General features: G+C 59.1%; 9 protein-coding genes and 7 pseudogenes. 1 reads left to right on the top strand and 15 read right to left on the bottom strand.

Annotated elements, in window-relative coordinates; genetic code table 11:
• Positions 1-377 precede the first annotated feature (377 nt).
• The 14 genes and pseudogenes from AC0L17_RS32150 to AC0L17_RS32085 form a co-directional block, all read right to left on the bottom strand.
• A pseudogene (locus AC0L17_RS32150) lies at positions 378-568 on the bottom strand (IS110 family RNA-guided transposase); the annotation flags it as partial.
• A 462-nt stretch (positions 569-1030) separates the two neighbouring features.
• Positions 1031-1805: pseudogene (istA, locus tag AC0L17_RS32145) on the bottom strand (IS21 family transposase); the annotation flags it as partial.
• Between the two features lie 229 nt (positions 1806-2034).
• A complete protein-coding gene (gene tnpA, locus AC0L17_RS32140; RefSeq protein ID WP_473518714.1) occupies positions 2035-2337 on the bottom strand; it encodes an IS66-like element accessory protein TnpA in 303 nt (100 codons plus the stop codon).
• Between the two features lie 288 nt (positions 2338-2625).
• The gene (locus AC0L17_RS32135) at positions 2626-4215 is read right to left on the bottom strand and encodes a hypothetical protein (protein ID WP_473518710.1); all 1590 of its coding nucleotides are present in this window, start codon (positions 4213-4215) and stop codon (positions 2626-2628) included.
• Positions 4216-4607: 392 nt separating this feature from the next.
• A complete protein-coding gene (gene tssM / locus AC0L17_RS32130; RefSeq protein ID WP_473518709.1) occupies positions 4608-8207 on the bottom strand; it encodes a type VI secretion system membrane subunit TssM in 3600 nt (1199 codons plus the stop codon).
• 9 nt (positions 8208-8216) lie between these two features.
• Positions 8217-9413, bottom strand: a complete 1197-nt coding sequence (icmH, locus tag AC0L17_RS32125) for a type IVB secretion system protein IcmH/DotU (protein WP_473518708.1) — start codon at positions 9411-9413, stop codon at positions 8217-8219.
• Positions 9414-9490: 77 nt separating this feature from the next.
• Positions 9491-10900, bottom strand: a complete 1410-nt coding sequence (gene tagH / locus AC0L17_RS32120; protein ID WP_473518707.1) for a type VI secretion system-associated FHA domain protein TagH — start codon at positions 10898-10900, stop codon at positions 9491-9493.
• 26 nt (positions 10901-10926) lie between these two features.
• A complete protein-coding gene (gene tssK / locus AC0L17_RS32115) occupies positions 10927-12264 on the bottom strand; it encodes a type VI secretion system baseplate subunit TssK (protein WP_473518706.1) in 1338 nt (445 codons plus the stop codon).
• A gap of 128 nt (positions 12265-12392) precedes the next feature.
• A pseudogene (locus AC0L17_RS32110) lies at positions 12393-12480 on the bottom strand (transposase); the annotation flags it as partial.
• Positions 12481-12562: 82 nt separating this feature from the next.
• Positions 12563-13627 (bottom strand): annotated as a pseudogene (locus tag AC0L17_RS32105) (transposase); the annotation flags it as partial.
• A 3-nt stretch (positions 13628-13630) separates the two neighbouring features.
• Complete coding sequence (locus AC0L17_RS32100) at positions 13631-14128, bottom strand: type II toxin-antitoxin system VapC family toxin (RefSeq protein WP_473518705.1); 498 nt, start codon at positions 14126-14128, stop codon at positions 13631-13633.
• Positions 14128-14835, bottom strand: a complete 708-nt coding sequence (locus AC0L17_RS32095; protein ID WP_473518704.1) for a hypothetical protein — start codon at positions 14833-14835, stop codon at positions 14128-14130. The genes AC0L17_RS32100 and AC0L17_RS32095 overlap by 1 nt, the downstream gene beginning before the upstream one ends.
• Positions 14836-15683: 848 nt before the next feature.
• Positions 15684-15866, bottom strand: a pseudogene (locus tag AC0L17_RS32090) (transposase); the annotation flags it as partial.
• A gap of 210 nt (positions 15867-16076) precedes the next feature.
• Positions 16077-16346, bottom strand: coding sequence for a hypothetical protein (locus AC0L17_RS32085; RefSeq protein ID WP_473518703.1), 270 nt, complete (start codon positions 16344-16346; stop codon positions 16077-16079).
• 224 nt (positions 16347-16570) lie between these two features.
• Here AC0L17_RS32085 and AC0L17_RS32080 point away from each other — a divergent pair.
• Positions 16571-17364: pseudogene (locus AC0L17_RS32080) on the top strand (ISNCY family transposase); the annotation flags it as partial.
• Here the strand turns inward: AC0L17_RS32080 and AC0L17_RS32075 are convergent.
• Positions 17365-17622 (bottom strand): annotated as a pseudogene (locus tag AC0L17_RS32075) (ATP-binding protein); the annotation flags it as partial. It abuts the pseudogene before it with no gap.
• Positions 17623-17696 lie beyond the last annotated feature (74 nt).

Raw genomic sequence — 17696 nt, 5'->3', positions numbered from 1 at the left:
ACGGAGCCTGGGCGGACGCGCTGAAGGCGGCCCATTCCGATCTCAGCGCCGCGGATGCCGCCATAATCGTCGGCGCCGCAAAGAGCGATATCGCCAGGAGGGCGGCGTTCAAGGCGGTGTCGGCCCAGCTCCGGAATGACTAATAGGCCCAGTATGTCAATCGGCCCTTTAATTGCGGAACCTAGTCAAGCCTGTGTCCGTGCCGGGGTCATGGTCATTTTCGAGGTCATGGCCTCATGATGATGTTCGGGTCGGATGCCTCAACGTGCGCAGCGCGGTTTTGGAGCCGCAGCCGATTGAAGGAGGTCACCACAACACCGTCCCGGCGGGACATCACAGGCCTGGGTCAGCCCTGCGATCTCGGGAGAATGTTACGGTCAGGCCGGCTCCTTGCCCCACTGGAACTGAAGTTCATCGACCCAGATGCAGTGCAGGATGACGGCCAGTTTGCGGGCGACGGCGACCTGCGCCTTCTTCATGCCATTGCGTTTGGCCAGTCGCAGCCCCCAGGCCTTCAGCCACACTAGCGCCTCGTTCGATGTAGCAGCACACTGGCCGCCTCGAAGAGATAGTTCGCAGTAAGGATCAGGACAAGAGCAGTTCAAAATCTTGCGCTAAGAGCGAACGGATCGTGAACCCTATGCCGCTCGACGGATTGGGGTTGGATGTCTGAGCGACCGGGAGCCTTCAGGCATTTGATGCTCTGCATCCCAAGTGCCGGTCAGTTGATGTGCTCCCAACTCAGCGGCGAGATGTGCTTCAGCTGCGCACTTCGCAAAAACCCGACAACGATTCCGCTAAGTCGCGGACAATAGTGGAGTGCACCCCTAGACTGAGACAGAGAAAATGGCGGACAGTTTCCGTGTTAAGCTTATGCGGCCTTTTCCATCTGTCGTCTGCGTGAATGCTTCTGTTCGTATTCCTCCGGGGTTAAATAGTCGAGCGCCGAGTGCAGCCGCTGTGATTGTATATGGTTTCGATGAAGGCCCCGATGCGTGTGTGGGCGTCGGCCGCGTCCTTGTAAGTGAGGCCTTGCACTTCTTCCTGCTTCAGTGTTTTCATGAAGCTCCCGCGGGCGCGTCGGTAGCACCGACCTGCCGTAATGCATCGCCATCTCGGCATAGGAGCGGTTGACCTGCGGATGGTAGAGGCAGGCCTTGATCACGGCAACCTAGGCGTTGTCGGGAACAAGCAGCGGCGGCGCGCCGCCGAAGGTCTCCAGCGCATGGACGCGGCATTCCAGCCAGTCCGCCAGCGTCTCGCTCCAGTGTGCCTCCGCATAGGACAGGCTCGATGCCCCCAGCACCGCCACGAACAGATGCGCCGCTCGCGTCTTGCCGGTCCGCCGGTCGATAACCACCGGGACCGTGTCGCCGGCATAGTCGACGAACAGCTTCTCCCCGGCACCATGGTTCTGCCGCATCGTGACCGGCGATTGGCCGCCCAGCCCCGGTAGAGGTCGCAGAAACGGCTGTAGCGGTAACCGTCCGGGTGGCGCTCGATGTATTCGTCCCAGAGGACCTGCAGCGTCACATGCTTACGCTTCAGCTCCCGGTGGACCTCCGCCCAGTCCGCGGCTCCGGCGCGCGGCGACGGCCCGTCTTCGTGCCCACCGCTTTGTAGAGCGCGACCTCCAGAACCCCGCCGCTGACCTCCTCGTCAAGCGGCCAGGAAAGTCCTGCCGCCTCCGCACACCGCAGCGTCTCGCGCACCGTCGAGGGCGCTGCACCCACCCGATAAGAGATCGCCTTGTGGCCAAGCTCCTCCGAAAATCGATATCGCAAAATCTCGCGGACACGCCGCATGCTCAGTCTCTCCGCCGCCATCTCGGTCCTTTCCTCGGCAACCCAAAGGGAGAGAACCTTCAACCGGCAGAGCACCCGGGCCCAACCCATCCACCTCTCACGGGGGCGGAATAATTTCGGAATCAGGGGGCGGCATGCCTCGGAATCTGCATCCTGGCGCGCCAGAACCCGCAGAACACGGGCAAGAGCGTTGTCGTCGACCTGACTGTCGACCCGCACGAGAGAACCATCAGAGAACTCGATCTCGATCCGCTCCGTACCCGGCGAAGGAGCACTGGTCATTCCTTGGTGGCGAAGATTCTGTCGCTGCCGCGGCGTCCTCGACGACTTCAACCGGCAGAAAGGCGCCGGCCGCACGAGCGCGCCTCACCCCAAAGGCGCTACGCCAGCGATAAATCAGCGACCGATCGAGATCATGGCGGCGCGCCACCTCGGTCACCGTGACCCCGGGCTCCAGCGTTTCTGAGACAAGCTGCTCCTTCAGCGCCGTCGACCAACTCCGACGCCGGCCTGTCCCACTCACAATCTCCATCCGATGAATGGACACGTGGCTATCCTCGCTGCTTGCATCGTGGTCATGGAATTCAACCACGACCACAGCGCTTCACCTCCTCACAAACAAGTCGGTCCTCACCGGGTGCTAACAGCCAATCCGATCATGCTGTCCCTGTCCACCGGGGTCGGCGGACGGCAGACTAAGACCTGTCAATGGCCACCGGGAAAGCCCACGTGTCCGGACCGGAGTCACCGTTCTTTGGGATCATCACGATTTCCTGTGTCTTCGGTCAGTTGAACACGCGCAGGGCGTTACCTCGAGCGGCTATGCGGCCGGTGCGGGTGCAGGGAGAGAGGCTTTGATGCGCTTCAGCTCGCTGCCGACATTACCAATTCCGTCCCGCAGCGTATTCCCGATCGTGATCGGAGCGAAGACCGCCGGAGGGTTGTCAAGCAGTTGGATGTATTCGCTTCCGTCGATGTATTGGAGGACGGATTCGATAATCGCTTCACCGCGCTCGATCGCATCAAACCTTGCCTCGGCCCCTTGCCTAGTTATGTCAGCAAGCTCGTCCGCGACCGCTTTATTGATCTCCTGGAAGAGCTCGTCGATCTGATTCCATGTCCCTCCACGGGCTTTTACATCGTACTTCTCGTTGATTTTGCTCTTCGTCTCCTCCCAATGCACCAGCGCGTCGTCGAGGCGCGCTTGCCATTTATCTTTGATGCTCCGAACGGACGCGAGGAAATCCCCTTCCAGCTTATCCGTCTTCTTGAGCCCAAGCACGGCGATCAGCTGATCGTCATTGCGGAGCCGCTGCTCCAACACGGCAATCAGACGCTCCAAAATCTCGCGCTTGTTTGCAGCATAGGCTTCTTCTTTGGGCCATTGCGATGACACCATCATGGCGATTCTGTCGGAACTCGCGTTTTCCAGAGGATAAGAAAGCCGTCGCTCTTGTGCCTCTGCCTTGGTCATCCGAAACAGGGTTTCTACGACCTCGTCTTGATGAACCGGGTCTGTCGCAACACGGTCGAGATTGATCCCACCTATGATGATCGTTTCACGCTCAGCGTCGTCGTCCACGCCTGCTTCGTCCGGCTTCGCTGGGCGATCCGTTTGGATCTCGTCGTCATCGGGTGCCTCGTCCACATATTGGAGATTTCTCCGATTGTCGTCGTAGGCCAGCATCAATAGCAGCCGGCAAGTGAAGTTGTGGAGGGCATTTTCCCGCTCTTCAAACGGCGTTGCGGTCAGTATCGCCTTGAGCCAATCGGCGATTTTCTTAGTCAATGGCCCCAGCTCGGCGGTTTGCATTAACCCCGTTTGCCGACTGATACGGTTTGAGTGAGCTGCGATTGACGCTGCCGAAGTGGCTATTGTTTGCTTCAGTCCTTCAGAGAGAGCTTCCGCAGCGCCTTCCGCCAGGTCCTCTTTGACGACTTCCTGATTGTCATCTGAAGGCAGGTCGTCAGAGTTCGCCTGGGCTGCTATTTCAAATCGATTGAGGTCTTCTTCACTCAGGGGTTCAGCCTCCTGTATATCCGGAAGGCTTACTCTCAGGTCCTTGAAATAACGCCTCATTTGCGTCTTGATCGCCATAAATTTGGCCATGCCTCCCTTGGCCAGCCGTACGACAATGACGCCCTCTTGGTTCATCCTCCCTGTACCAGATCTCAGAAACTTGAAGTCAATGGGTTCCTGAACACCTTTGGGAGTTTTATAGCGCATATCTTCCAGAGTTCGCCGCAGGCTTGTCAGGCCTTTCTTCCGCACTAAAACCACCGGCTTCTTCTCGCCGGTAATAACGATTGTGCCAACGGCAAAGCAGAATTCCAGTCCTTCTTTGGCTTGGGTGCTCCTCATCACGGACAAGAACCGCTGCGCCGTTTGTGCACTATGTACTTGGCTCATTATATGTCTCCACATTGGTTGTCGTAGATTGAATTACGTTGAAGGATGGACGAAAGGGCGTCTGTCAACGGCATTTGAAGCTCAGGCAGGTCAAAGCTTCGATCGGGATTTGAGCACGACCGTCCCGCTGGTAAATCCTGATTTGGCGTTGCTGTCTTTCACGAGTCGTTCGATGGCCTGCTGAAAAAGATTAGCGGAAACCAGCGGCATGCCGGAGAGGCGAAAAACGACGTCAGTCCGCCTGCATGGCATCCGCCGTGGGACCTGCAAGTCCCATCCGCATTTGATCTTTCGGCAGCCTCGGTGGAGGGTCGTGCAGATGAAATCTGCCTGTGGTAGCACCTCTCCGTTTGAGCGGCAGGACGTACGTGCGGCAGCAACAGTGGGCCTCCTCAGATTTGTGGGCATCGGAATCGCGATAGCATAGTTCGAGACAGCGGGTTGGTCAGGTTGTCGGCCTGGAGGATGAATGTCGCCCAGTGGCGGCCAGCCGCTATCCGTACATAAACCTCGTCGGTCCCTTCTTGAGGAAGCGCCTTCCCCTCGTCCAATAGCCGAAACAACGCCCAGGGGCCCACCTTCGAAATGGCAGCACGCTCGAAGCCGTTGAAAGTGACCGAAGCGCCACCGAGGCCGCCGAGCGTGGGCCAACGGATGCGCACAGGTTCGTATGCTCCTCGTCGCTGCGTGATTTGCTGGCCGTCGATCTCCACCACCACCTCGTCGGTCGACCGATCGGTATCAGCGACGGTTAGCAGAAACTCGATTGACGGCTGACCGCCGGCATCCTTGAACATAGAGTCCCGAATTGCGGCTGCTCGCTTGAACTGTGCCAAGGCCTCTCGGTCGATGGGTAAATCGACGCTTCCCGTGGACTGTACCTTCCACGGGCCCGCGGACCTAACAACATGGTGAGCCAAGTGCTGCGCAAAAAACGTGTCGATAACCCCGTCCGGGCTGAACAGCCGAGCGAAATCTCCTAAAGGAACGTCTCGACGGGATTTGCGGTCGAAGGGATACCGCCCATCAATTGCCCGCCGGCATAAGTCGCCAGCACCATCTGCCCACACGCTAGCGACATGACGCTTTGCCTCGATCATGGACAGTTTCGAGCTGAACCGGCCCACGCTCACGATCCATTGCTGAATGGGTGACGGCAGATTGGCGGCTCCCGCTTCGATTTTGCGGATCGCGATAGCGGTTTCATGACCCTTCGCCAATGAGTGTGAGCCGGCGAGGCCCTGCACCTCACCAATCGATTTGTAAAGAGCAGCAAGATCACTTACAGCGCTGTCGATCGGCGCTTGAGCGCCTGGGGGGCTGTTTGGCGGCACATCGACAAGTTGGTGTAGCCATTGAAAATGCACATCCGTGTGGAGCTGGCCATGGCCTTCAGGAGTGTCGGCGACAGGCGGCGATCGGAAGATTGCCTGAAGGTCGCTTGCCGATGGTTCCTTCTGAGCAGTGCCTTTAGCTTCAGTCGGCGTATCGGGCTCGGGCGGTTCGCCGAGCTTGGTCTCCTGTGCCGCTGCGGCGAGGAATAAGCGCATAGGCGAGGTGGGTGCTGAAAGCGCGTTCAACGTTCGCAAAGCGTCATCGATACTCGCCATTGGCCGCAGCGAAATGTCATTAATGAGTTCGTCCCAACCGAACGCAAACTCCTGAAAGTAAAGGTCCATCGCCGCACGTCGCAGCGTCTCTTCCGCTTCACCTGTGGAAGTAGTCGCCTGGTCGCCAAGAATCCAACCTTCTGCAGCAATCGCGTCTGCTACCCGTGGCAGTAGGCGCAGGAATGTCCCATGGAAACCGGCTCGGGTGTAAATACCGGCGATGCCAGTGTTGAGCGGCTGTCCTGATTTGCGCGTCAGGACGTCCCCCGCCATCGGTCCGGCGTGGTCGGATAGACGCCAGGTTGGTAAGTTGGCGGCCTGAGTACCGTTTGTGATGATGTTAAGCACACGACGCGGCATCGAGAGGGCCTGGAGTTTTGCGCGGCTCTTTTCGATCAGTTCGCTATTGAGGCTGATACCTGGCAGCGGGTTCTCCAAGAGGGCATCGAGGTGATCGGCCAGCGACCGGCGAAGGGCGGCATCGGCCTCAGCCGGAAACAGCACTTTCCAGTCGAGGGTCATCCACTCATTGATGTCCCCGGGCTGGAACGGTCCACGTCCCCCAAGCATCAGATAAATTTTCAGCCCCTGATAGAGGAACGCAGGATCGTCCTGGTGTGCCGCCAGTAGTGTCTCCAGTCGGAAAACTAGGCGCGGCAGCAAGATCGTCCTTAGGCCCCGGCGATAGGCCGCATGCGCTCGTATCCGAAGGTTTTCACCTTGATCTAGATCTAATCCGGAGAAGTTGTTGTCCGCTCTGGCGGCTTCGTTATAGTCGGTCTTCATGGCGCGTAGCCGATCCAGCAGCGGCAGAACTGGTCGGAGATCGCTACTGTCTACCCGGTGAAGGCGGAGTCTCCCCGCTTCCTTGGCATAGCTGCTGACCGCTAGACGAGCCCCTTCCATCAAGTGGACATTGCGATTGTAGCTGACTATCAAGAAGGCAGCCGCTGTGGCCATAGCTGCCGCGATTGTCGCACACAAGCCATATCGAAGCCACCGCTGGCGCCGTTCGACACGGGGATGGGCTTCAACAAGTCCAGCGTTTGCGAAGACGACCTGGCGAAGCAAACGAGTGATGAAATAACTACGCTTCTGGTCGGGTGAAATAGGGGTGGCCGGCAGAGAGATGCCGAAGGTCCGAGACCTGGCTCCCGCAATGCGATCAAAGGGCGCACCCACCTGCATTCCGCTCACGAAGTAGATGCCGCGGAGCAAGATCGGATCCTCGTAGGCGTTGCGAGCGAAGGCCTCCTGCAGAAACTGATAGGATAGATGCTTGAGGCTCGCGACCTGCTGTGGGAAGCCGAACACAAGCGCGCGACGGTGGATGTTGCTCTCTTGCTGCAGTCGTTCAAGCAGCCTGTCATTGAGGCGCCCGACGAGTGTGTCATATTCTGCTGCGTAAGATTCCATCGGATCGTCTTCACTTTTCGATGACTCTTGCGCGAAAGTGAAGCCCCACACGGCCTCGCGCCCCTCGCGGCCAAGGTCGTCAAAGAACTCATTAAATCCCGCAATTAGATCGCTCTTGGTGAGCAATATATAAATCGGCAGCCGCAATCCGAGTTCTCGATAGAGATCAAGGATCCGCTGCCGGATGCATCTGGCGTGATCGAAGAGTTCCTCCTCGGATGACAAACTCAGCTCGTTTATCGCGATTGATACCAACACCCCGCTCAGCGGCTGGCGCCGACGGCTGCGGCTGAGGAGGCGAAGGAAGCCCTGCCATACCGCTTTGTCCTGTTCCAGGTTGCGCTTCTGAATCACGTAGTATCCGGGAGTGTCGATGAGTACGGCGTCATCGGTGAACCACCAATCACAATTGCGGGTGGCCTTGACCACGCCGACCGATTTCCGGCTGAGTTTTTCCGCCAATGGGAAGCTGAGGCCGGAATTGGCAAGGGCAGTGGATTTTCCCGATCCGGGCGAACCAATAATCACGTACCACGGCAGTTGATCGAGCCACCGCTTGCCGAGAACGCCGTGACGATGAAGCCGCTTTAGCGTGATACGGGTTCCGCGAAAGCGAGCTGACATGGCCTCAAGCTCTGCTTCGGCAGCGGCGCTGGCTCGCGCTCCCCCCCAATCGGAAGAAGTCGATCCTGCACCATCCGCCTCTTTGTGCTTTGTCCGGATCCCGTCCAGTGTGCCGGACAGTCGTGTAAGGAAAAAGTCTTCAACGTTGCCCTGGATCATGTACATCACGACGTAGGCGATCGGCATTAACGTTGACGCCGCAAGTTGCTCACCAAGGCTGTCAAGAGGGATGTACCCTCCAATTGAGAGGTGCCGTCCAAAAATAAAGATTACAGCACTCACCAGGGCGACTGCTGCGATACCGAGCCATTTGCCCTGGAGCGCTCTCTTGAATGACTGCATGGGCTACTCTCAGTTTGGCTTCGTGATTATGATTTCGATCCGGCGGTTCTTGGCGCGGCCTTCCGGCGTCTGGTTCGCAGCGATCGGTTCTCCGCTCCCTCTGCCCTCTTCCCGCACGTGGCCCGGCTCACTCATCGTCGATCTGATAGTCTCAGCCGCTGCCTTGGCACGCGCCATTGAGAGGTCTTGGTTGGAAGGATAGGCACGAGATTGGATCGGCATCGAGTCTGTGTGTCCGGTCAAAAGAACCGCCCCTGGCTGCTCGTTCAGCGCTCGCCCAATCCGCAGAAAAAGCGGCACGAACGAATCCTTCACGATCGAACTTGCGGAGTCGAACATCCCTGAGGCACGGATGGTAACCAGAATCTGCTGCGCATCCTCGGTGACAGCGACCAATCCATCGTGGATTTCGGCGCCTAAAAAGCGACGCAGTCGATCGCCACTCATCGGGATTGGGGACGGCGCTGCGGTCCTCGCCAAGCTGACCGCTCCACGCGGCGGTAGAGTTTCCAGCTTGGCGACGACCGCATCCGACTGGCCATCGAGTGCAAATAATAGCCCGGTATAGAGCGACAGGAGGGCTACTGCCCCGAAAGCGCCGGCGGCCCAAGATGCAACGAATCTGCTGGACGGTCTCCGCGCTGTGGCGCGTTCTTGCCAGTGTGGGGATATGTCACGCTCGAAGTCACCGCGCGCTGCCCGAATCAGACGGTACGTGTCTTCGCACAGCACGCTAAGTTCGGAGGCTCCTCGCGCGGTCACCCGGAAGCGACCTTCGAAGCCCAACCGCATGCAGTAGTAGAGCAACTCCAGCAGATCGAGGTCGTTTGCCGCGTTTTTTTTCATTTGCTCTAGAAGCTCGAAAAAGCGGTCGCCGCCCCAGGTCTCGCAGAACAACGTTCCGACCATGCTTCGTGTTGTCCAGACGCTGTGGCTACCCCAAGCCGTATTCAGAACGATGTCATCGATCGTGGCACAAAGAGCGTATTTGCTGATCTTGATCGTCCGCGTCGGCAGTCCGAGCGACATTATCCGACGATCGAATGCATCGATCCCTCGCAGCACCCGCAGGCGTAACTCCTCGACATCAAGTTGATCCGTACTGCTCTTGAGGTGAGCACAGAGGCCCAACAGCGCTGCCGCAGCCGCGACCAGTGGACTGAGCCGGTGAAGCGTTAGCGTTTCCCAGAACGGCTGGTCTGACATCGGCGGTGACGAGAGAGCCGAAGGCCCAGGGCCGACTGCAAGGTCGGAACTTAAGACGGTACCCTCAGTCGGTATGGCTACCGGTTCCATTGGGCGGACTCTTTTCTCATGGCTTGTGCCTTGTGCTCGTTGGCGATGTTCTCACGACCCGGAGGCCAAAACTCGACGTCAACGCTCCGAAGCGTGTCAGTCTCGATGTCGGAGACGACGGCATCGAAGACTCGGCAGTACGCGTCCCAAAGCCTGGCTTTTCGGCTGCCGGGCCAGAGCTTCCTGGTCCGGACAACCGAGGCCTCAATCGCTTCAGGACAGAGGCGTTTACGGACACTGAGTAGAGCCTTGTGCAGTGCCGTTAGCTTCGAACCCTCATGCGCTTTGATGTCAGCAAAGGCCTGCTCGACGGCGAGGTTTCCATAAAGAAGCCGCGGGATGCCGGCGCATAGAGCCGCGCGCAAGGCGTCCTTGGCATTCAGCATGAACTTCAGGGTGTTTTCGATGGGCTGCGCGGTGCTCGTACACTCAAGGCCGGATTCTTGCCGGGCGTGCTCGCAAGCGGAGACGGTGCTGCTGAGACCGACGAAGGAATTCAGAAGCATCCGCCCCGCACGATCCATGATGGTTGAAATATCGGCTTGTCCGAGATCTGCCAGAGATAGGCCACAGGCGGCAAGAAAGGCCGCTATAGCAGTATGACATTGACCGCCGGAATCGGTCTGCCCAGCCACCATCGAACGAGACGGCTGCTCAGGCGCCGGCGGTGACAGGACCAGGCCGGTTGCTAGAGGAGGGTCTTCGTTGACCCCGGTGAAGCTTGGCCCAATTGTCGACGCCGGTTCGGCTGTGAGCTCTGTCGCAAGATCCCAATCCTCCGGGATGATCTCGACGCACGACGCCGGCTGCACGAAGATGCCGGCCTGGTCCGGTATATGATCTGGATAACTGTCTATCTGCCAGGCGCCCGTGGCGGCTGGCGATAAGTCTTGCTCAGCGTCCAAGAACGACGACGGCGGAAACTCTCGATCGAAGGGCTCGACGAACAATTCCCCGAGTCGAGTGGTCTTACCAACCGATGTGGCAGGAGCCATCTCAACCACCCCCAGAAGATTCGACGCCTCAAGCGAACCTACAGTGCGCGGCTCGCCTTCGGCAGAATCCTCCATGGAAGCTGCATCGACCTTGATCATGTACCCGCCAATTCGAACGATATCACCGGCCGTCAAGATAACAGGCAGGTCCGACGGCAGCGGCTTAGCCTCGTCATTCAACGATATCCCATTGCCGCTGCGCTCGATCAGTACGAATTTCCCCTCCGCACGTTTGATCGAGAAATGGTGCGTCGAGACTGTTTGCTGATCATCCGACAGAACAAACCCATTGGCCTCGGAGACGCCTACCGACAGTCCGCCATCTGACTCAATTAGCCAGCTTATGCCGCGTTTACCCGATAGGCCGGCTTCCGTATTCGTTACACGTAGAACCAGTGGCATGTTGAACCCGCATTCCCGAATGGTGGCTATTGGGACCGAATGGCCCAGAGTGCCATGTCGAGATTTGGGAAATCACCGGCCACGTGCAGCGCCAAACCAGCGGAATGAGGCATGTCCTTCCAGAGGCGGTTCTGCTGATCGATCTCAAAGTAAGTGACGCCGACATGGAAGGGGATCTGCCGTGGGGCGACCGGAAGACGGTTGATGCTGATCCCCTGCAGCGCGACATTGACCAACTCTTTGATCTTCTCAGCCGGACCGATCTTAATTTGGGTGGGAAACTCGCGCTGTAGCCGCTCGGTCTCGACATCGGCTCGCACGGCTAGCACGAAGCTCGCAGTCGTAAATAGCGAACGGTCAAGCACCTCGGCGAGATGGACACCGTATTTGTACTCCTGCAGCGGCAACGGTACCGCCGTCCGTTCTAACACAGTGCTTAGCGAGGATCGAATTGAGCTCATTACCGGCGCAAAAGTGTGCGACAGAGCGTCGTGCTTGTAGCCGGCGAAGGACGGGGGACGCTTCTCGGCCCGCGAAAACGTGGCCAGCTCACCAGCCAGCTGGACCGTGAGGCCATACAGCCCTACCGGGTTCACGCCTGCGACTTTGGAAAGGTAGTTGAAGTGGGGCTCATAACGATTGATCGCCTGGAGCAGAAGGAAATCAGCAATCTCGGCCACCCCGCGCGTGCCCGACTGCGACACCCGGGCAGCCAGCGCCTCACCACGATGGTGAAGCAAGCCGGTGATTTCGGTCACGTAGTTCGATAGGACAGGGGAACTGACGCAGTCAGGAGTTGGTGGGATGTAGTTCTCATCGAGAATGATTTGACCGTCGGCCCGGACCTCAATTAGGCGGGCTATAGGAAGACAGGCGAACCCCGCGCGATTTGCTGCGTCCGGTAAAAGCTGAAAACGCAGCCGCGCCACCTCGATGGAGGCGCCGCCTCGCTCGCCCGCATTTGTGTCGACAATATCTTGGACTGCAACCTCGAAGCGGGTCGGGACGTCGATTTCTGCTCGCGCAGTCGTTTCCACCGCCCCTGGTTGAGAGAGGGATACTGCCAAGTGGATGAGCGAGTCTCGGAGATGGCCCGGAACCCCGTACGGAGTGGGCTGGTCGGCGTCATCTGGAATGCTGAACGGAGTCCCGTCCGGCAAAACGCCACAGGCTGTTTCAATAGCGATCTTACCCAAGCCAAGCAGCTCGCGATTGAGCCGGAGCTGGGTAATGCCCCAACCATAGCCATGCAAAACGGCCGTTCTGCTGCGCACCAACTTTTCGACATAACGGTCGTTTTGCTGGAAATGTTGCGGCTGGAGGAATAACCCTTCCGACCAAACGACCTTATTGTCCCGAGACATCCGCCTGGCTCCGCGTCCTTCGATAAATCGAGTCTCCAATGAGACGGCTATAAGGCATCTTTCTGAGACCCTTATATGTGCAGTTGATATGCAGCCATTAGCGACAGTAATGAAGGCTCGCTCCCACCATCGTAAAGCCATCGGAGTTCCTGCAGGCAATCGTCCGCGTGCTTGGGGCGGCAGGTGATCGAGCGCGTTCCTGTGGAAGTGCACGTAGGGGCTGGCGAAGAAGCCGGCCCTTCCGCGTGTGATCCGGGCCTGCGCTGGCTTCGACGCTATGATGCCGGAATATTCCCCAGGGTTCCTCAACGAGCGTCAGAGGCGGCCTTAGCACCAACAATCTCACGAATAGGGCATAGAAAGCGGCCGCTAGCCTCTTCAGGTTCACCGCCGCTGCGGTGAGGTAGGCTTGGATTTTCATGTTGCCGAGCCCCGTCCGATCGGTCGAGCGAGGCCGTGCCGGTTCTTCGCCTCGCCATGGAAGCCTTCCGAGCGCCGCCGGTGGCGTTGGTAGAGACGTTGATCCTCCTCCGACCATCGCTCTCGACGCCTGCGCGCTCTCAAACAGTGCGGGATAGTCATCACCAACAACAACCGCTTTGTTGACGCGCCCCTTGGAAAGACACAGGGAGGCCAGGTCGCAATCGGCGCACTCACTGGAGCGCGAATAGAAGAAGCGGCCGTGCTTCACCGGCCTAATCGGACGCAGGATCTTTCCCCGCGAACACTTCAGTATGTCGTGCTTGGCATCGTAACGGAAGCGGCGAAGCGGGACCGGGCTACGGATCGGCTCTGCCTTGGCCGGGATCAAAGCATCAATGCCGCGACGCTCGAACGCTCCGAACACTTTCGCGTAGGCATAACCGGCATCGGCATTGACGGTGCTAACAGATAGCCCGGTCGCCTCCATAGCGGCATCGATCCGCACCACATCATCTGCCCCTCGTTGATCTCCCCGGTGGTCACGGCAACATCGAGAACCACCCCGCGCAAATCATCGACGATGGTATGCTGTTTGTAGGCGGGATCCAGACGGCGATTGCGGGCGTCTGTCGCCACGCTGGCATCTGGATCGGTGATGCATACTTTCTTGAACTTTCCTGTCTTGCGGCTTTTTCTGATCGCTGCCTCCGCATCTGTGTTCGCGGAGCTCACCGCCTCAAGATGGCGCACCGCCAAGCTATCCCAGCACGTCGGCGCGGATTCGCGAAGCATCGACATGAATGACTTCGCCCTTGGCGATTCTGGCGTCGATACAGGCTTGTACAGTGCGCTCAAAGATCCGCTGGAACCGTTCTTCACCCCAACGCTGGCGGATTCTCGTCAACGAAGAATGATCGGGCAATGCTTCATGAAGGCCATATGTCTAGACAACCAGCAGGCGAAGTTCGGAAATCGCTGGCCTGAACCGATCCGCCAATCGTTCGTCGCTCGTTACGAGAAGATAGTCGCGCTCGATCGCCTGGGCGACGATCCACAGATCGTTCTCATCGACCTGCAGTGTCTGCGCGGAAACGCGCTCCTGCCAGTTCTCAAGCCATCGCGGCGGGCGCCGCGACAGGTCCAGGTAATGCTCTGCGTGGCGTGCCTTGACCTCGCCATACGCCTCGGCGGTGTGACGGCCGACTTCGGCAAAGGGATAATTGGCTGCCTCCGCCAGGGTCTGACGGATGTGCAAAATATCCTGCTCGGCTCGCTGGGCAGCCTCCATCCGGCATCGCAACTCTGCCAGAACGACGACTGACAGATAGACGAGGTCGGTCGAAGCAAAGTTCTGAGCGCAGGTCTGAACCGCAGCAAAATTGGGCCGACGTGGATCGAACAGAACGGACACGAAATTGGTGTCGAGTAAGATCTGCTCCATCAGGCCAGGAACCTGGAGAGCGCGTCATTTTCCTCGGCCGGGGCAGGTTTGAACACGTCGAGCACCCAGGCTCCTCGGTTAGGAGCATGATCGCGAGTCAGCCATTCATGGAGGGGCACATAACCCTTCAGGTCCGGTGGCAGCCAGCCGGAGAACGCGTGCGGCACAGGCCGCTTGCGGTCACCGAAATAGCCGAACAGCTCCCGCTCAAGTCGCGGCGGCAAGCCATAGCCCTCGAGAACGAGCGCATCGATCCAAATGAGCAGCTGGTTCAGGCGTACGTCGTCGCTTCCTGGTGAAAGCAGGGCGCTGAGTGTCTCATCGATCAGAGCCTGATATTCGCGCACGGCTTCGTTGAGCGCGATCGTATACAGCTTGCGCGGCAGTGGCCTGCTCGCGAGCATGACGTTCGTGAAGTCGTGGTCCGTCGAATTTTTGGTGACAAACGCGTTAGCGAGCGGTCCATTCAAGATCGCCGCCAGCGCTTGCACGTCGTAATCGCCCTTGGGCCAAATGCCGGTGAACTGCTGCGATGCCCAACGCCCGCTGTTGTCCGGGGCCGCTGCAAGCCGCCAAGGACCACGTGATGAACGCTGATTGTTGATCAGGACCTTGGGCTTATTCCAGGGCCATCTGAGCGGACCCAGCCGATGGCTGAGATCAGGGTCCGTGCTGAGCCAAACCGGGTTCGTCAGACGGAATGGCATAAGGCTGTCGGCGGGCCTGTACAGTCCCCTTTCACGCAAGGGCCCGGGATCATTAAGCACTCCAGAGCGCTGATAGCGCCATTGAAGCCCCCGACCAATGTCCGCATGATCACCTAGTCGTGGAGCGTCCTCAAGATAGGACCAAAGCGTATCGAGCTCACCGATCCAGAGGTCGCCATCTGGAGCCGTCCGAATTGCTCGGCGTTCGACTGTGAAGGAGCCCTCGGAAAGAAACAGCTCTCGGTCCGCATCCACAACTGTCTTGACCCGCAGCCTCACTGGCTTGGGCCAAGCTTTCCGCCGGCCGGCGGTCTGTTGCGATCACGAGTGCGCAGGGATAGGTGGCCTTCTCGAAGACACGGTCCGGAAGTGACACAAGCTCGACGCGGTCATAGGCTGCGGCAAGTCGTTTCCGAAGCTGATGATACTGGGTCTGCTGCAGAAACCCGCGCGGCAGTACGAATCCAATTGCCTCAGGACCGGCATCGATTGCCGCGTGAAGCGCGACCATCGCCTTGGAAGGAGAAACCGACTCACGGGCACCTTCAATTCCACGAGCACGGCAGACAAGCCGTCTGGATCGGCCAGAAAGTTCTGGAATCCCCGATCCCAAAATCGCGGAGGTTCGGTCAGGGGAAACCGTCCAGCCGGTGCCTAAGCGTGTCCCGCCGAATGGGCCGTTGGCATGGACGTAGAGATCGTGAAACAGGCGTATCTCTTTGCTTCCGTGTTCGAAGGCAGTCCCTTCGAGAAATGGCGTCGGCCAGTAGTCGACGAAAATGATTGGAGCGGATGGTCGTGCCGCGCGTGCGTCACGCAGCCAGGTGTTGACGTGAAGGTCGGTGAGCCTCGACCCGGATGGTGTCGAAGAAGAGGAGCGCATAGCGGGCCTCCAGCGGCCGGTCCTGCCATTCGCCAACTTCCTCCAGGACGGCGTCGGTCACCGCCGAGATCAGGTCCGGCGACACGTCGATGCCGTAGAGCTCTTCGAGATGCCCGCGGATCTCGCGCACACTCATGCCGCGCGCGTATCAGTCCAACTCGCCTCGATCAGGATATGGTTGCGGCACAATGAGTCGGTGACCTAACCTAATCTAGAGAAGACAAAGAGGCTCTTTGGGAAGAAAGCCGGCGCCGCTTGGGAAGCGGCAGCGCGGCAGGCCGTCAAGCGCCGGGAAGCGTACCCTTCGCCGACATCTCGAAGACATCGAGCAGGATGGCCAGCCCGACGCCGCATGCGGTCAGGATGAGACCCGCCATGAAGATTCGGTTGGCATGGGTCGCTGCAACGAACTCATGTCGAGCAGCATGAACAGCGCTCGCATCTGCAATGCGATGCCGACCAGGATCGGCACTACGGCAGACAGGTCGCAGAGCCGCCATGGCATGGGGTTCGCCGCCCAATGCGTGACGAAGCCGAGCGAAAAGGCAAGCAGGATGCCCACGACGGTGATTGTGCCTTTGCGGAAAATCGTCTCAATCAGCTCTTCCTTCGGATCATGCTCGTCCAAGCGTCCGTTCCTTCCCTCAGCCTTTGCACGGTCGAGACTAAGCTCTCGGGAAAACCCTCTACATCGCTGCCAATCTAGTCAAGGGTGAGGATCGAAGCCGTTGGCACCCGTTTATAGCGCGGCGATCTGGGAGAGACCCGCATTGCCTCGTCGAAAATGCCTGAATGTTCAACCGTTGCCTCACATAAGTTGCTCCCTACCGAGGGATATGAGCAGGGGCGATTATGGGACGGCTGAGCATGGCGACAAGGAAAGAACTGACTGCGGCGGTTTCGGAGCGCTATCGTGCTACGACGCGAGCGGACAAGGCGAGAATTTTGGATGAGTTCGTCGTCATCACGGGCTTTCACCGCAAGCACGCGATGCGGCTGCTGCGGCGCCGTGAGGGGCCGTTTTCAGGCCGGCGAGCGCGGCCGCGGATTTATTATGAAGCGGAACGCAATGCGCTTATACTGCTGTGGGAGGCGTCTGACCGCGTCTGTGGCAAGCGCCTGAAGGCGTTGCTGCCCGTCCTTCTCGAGGCGATGGAACGGCACGGTCATTTTGACCTCGCGCTCGAAAATCCGGGGCAAATTGCTGGCGATGAGCGCGCCCACGATCGACAGGACGCTGGGACCGATCCGAGAAGGCTTGGGACGCGTCCCAGACGACGGCCTGCGGCGCACGCCCTGCGACGGAGCTTCCCCTTAGAACGTCGGCGGATTGGGACGATCCAGCGCCAGGGTTCGTTGAGGCGGACCTCGTCGCCCATAGCGGCCCTTCGGCTCGCGGCAGCTTCATCCAAATCCTCGTGCTCACCGACATCGCGACCGGCTGGAGGGAATGCGCGCCGCTACTGGTTCGCGAACAGACGAATGGCGCCGTGGTGCGTAAGATGGTCGGATATCGTCGGTTCGAGGGGCTGGAGGCCGCCACGCTGCTAGCGAAGCTCTACCAGTCAGCGCGGCTGTTCGTGAACTTTTTTCAGCCATCGTTCAAGTTGATCGCGAAGCAGCGCGACGGCGCACGCGTGCGCAAGCCGCTCGTAACGGGCGCTGATGAGCTCGAACAGCACGCTGGTCTCAGCCTGATCCTTGGTGACATAGGCGAGGTCGTCGAGGATCAGCAGGTGGAAGCGGTCGAGTCGGTTGATGGCGGCTTCGAGGCCGAGTTCGCGGCGCGCGACCTGAAGCTTCTGGACGAGGTCGGTTGTTCTGGTGAAGAGCACCCGCCAGCCATTCTCGATAAGGGCGAGGCCAATGGCCGAGGCGAGATGGCTCTTTCCGCCACCGGGCGGACTGGGCTCATAATGCCCGTTATCAGGATGGCGAGGCAAAGAAGATTGTCCGTTACGCCTTTCATCCGCGTTCG

It is taken from the genome of Mesorhizobium sp. WSM4829 (assembly GCF_055811475.1).
This window is presented reverse-complemented; position numbering and strand designations above follow the sequence as displayed.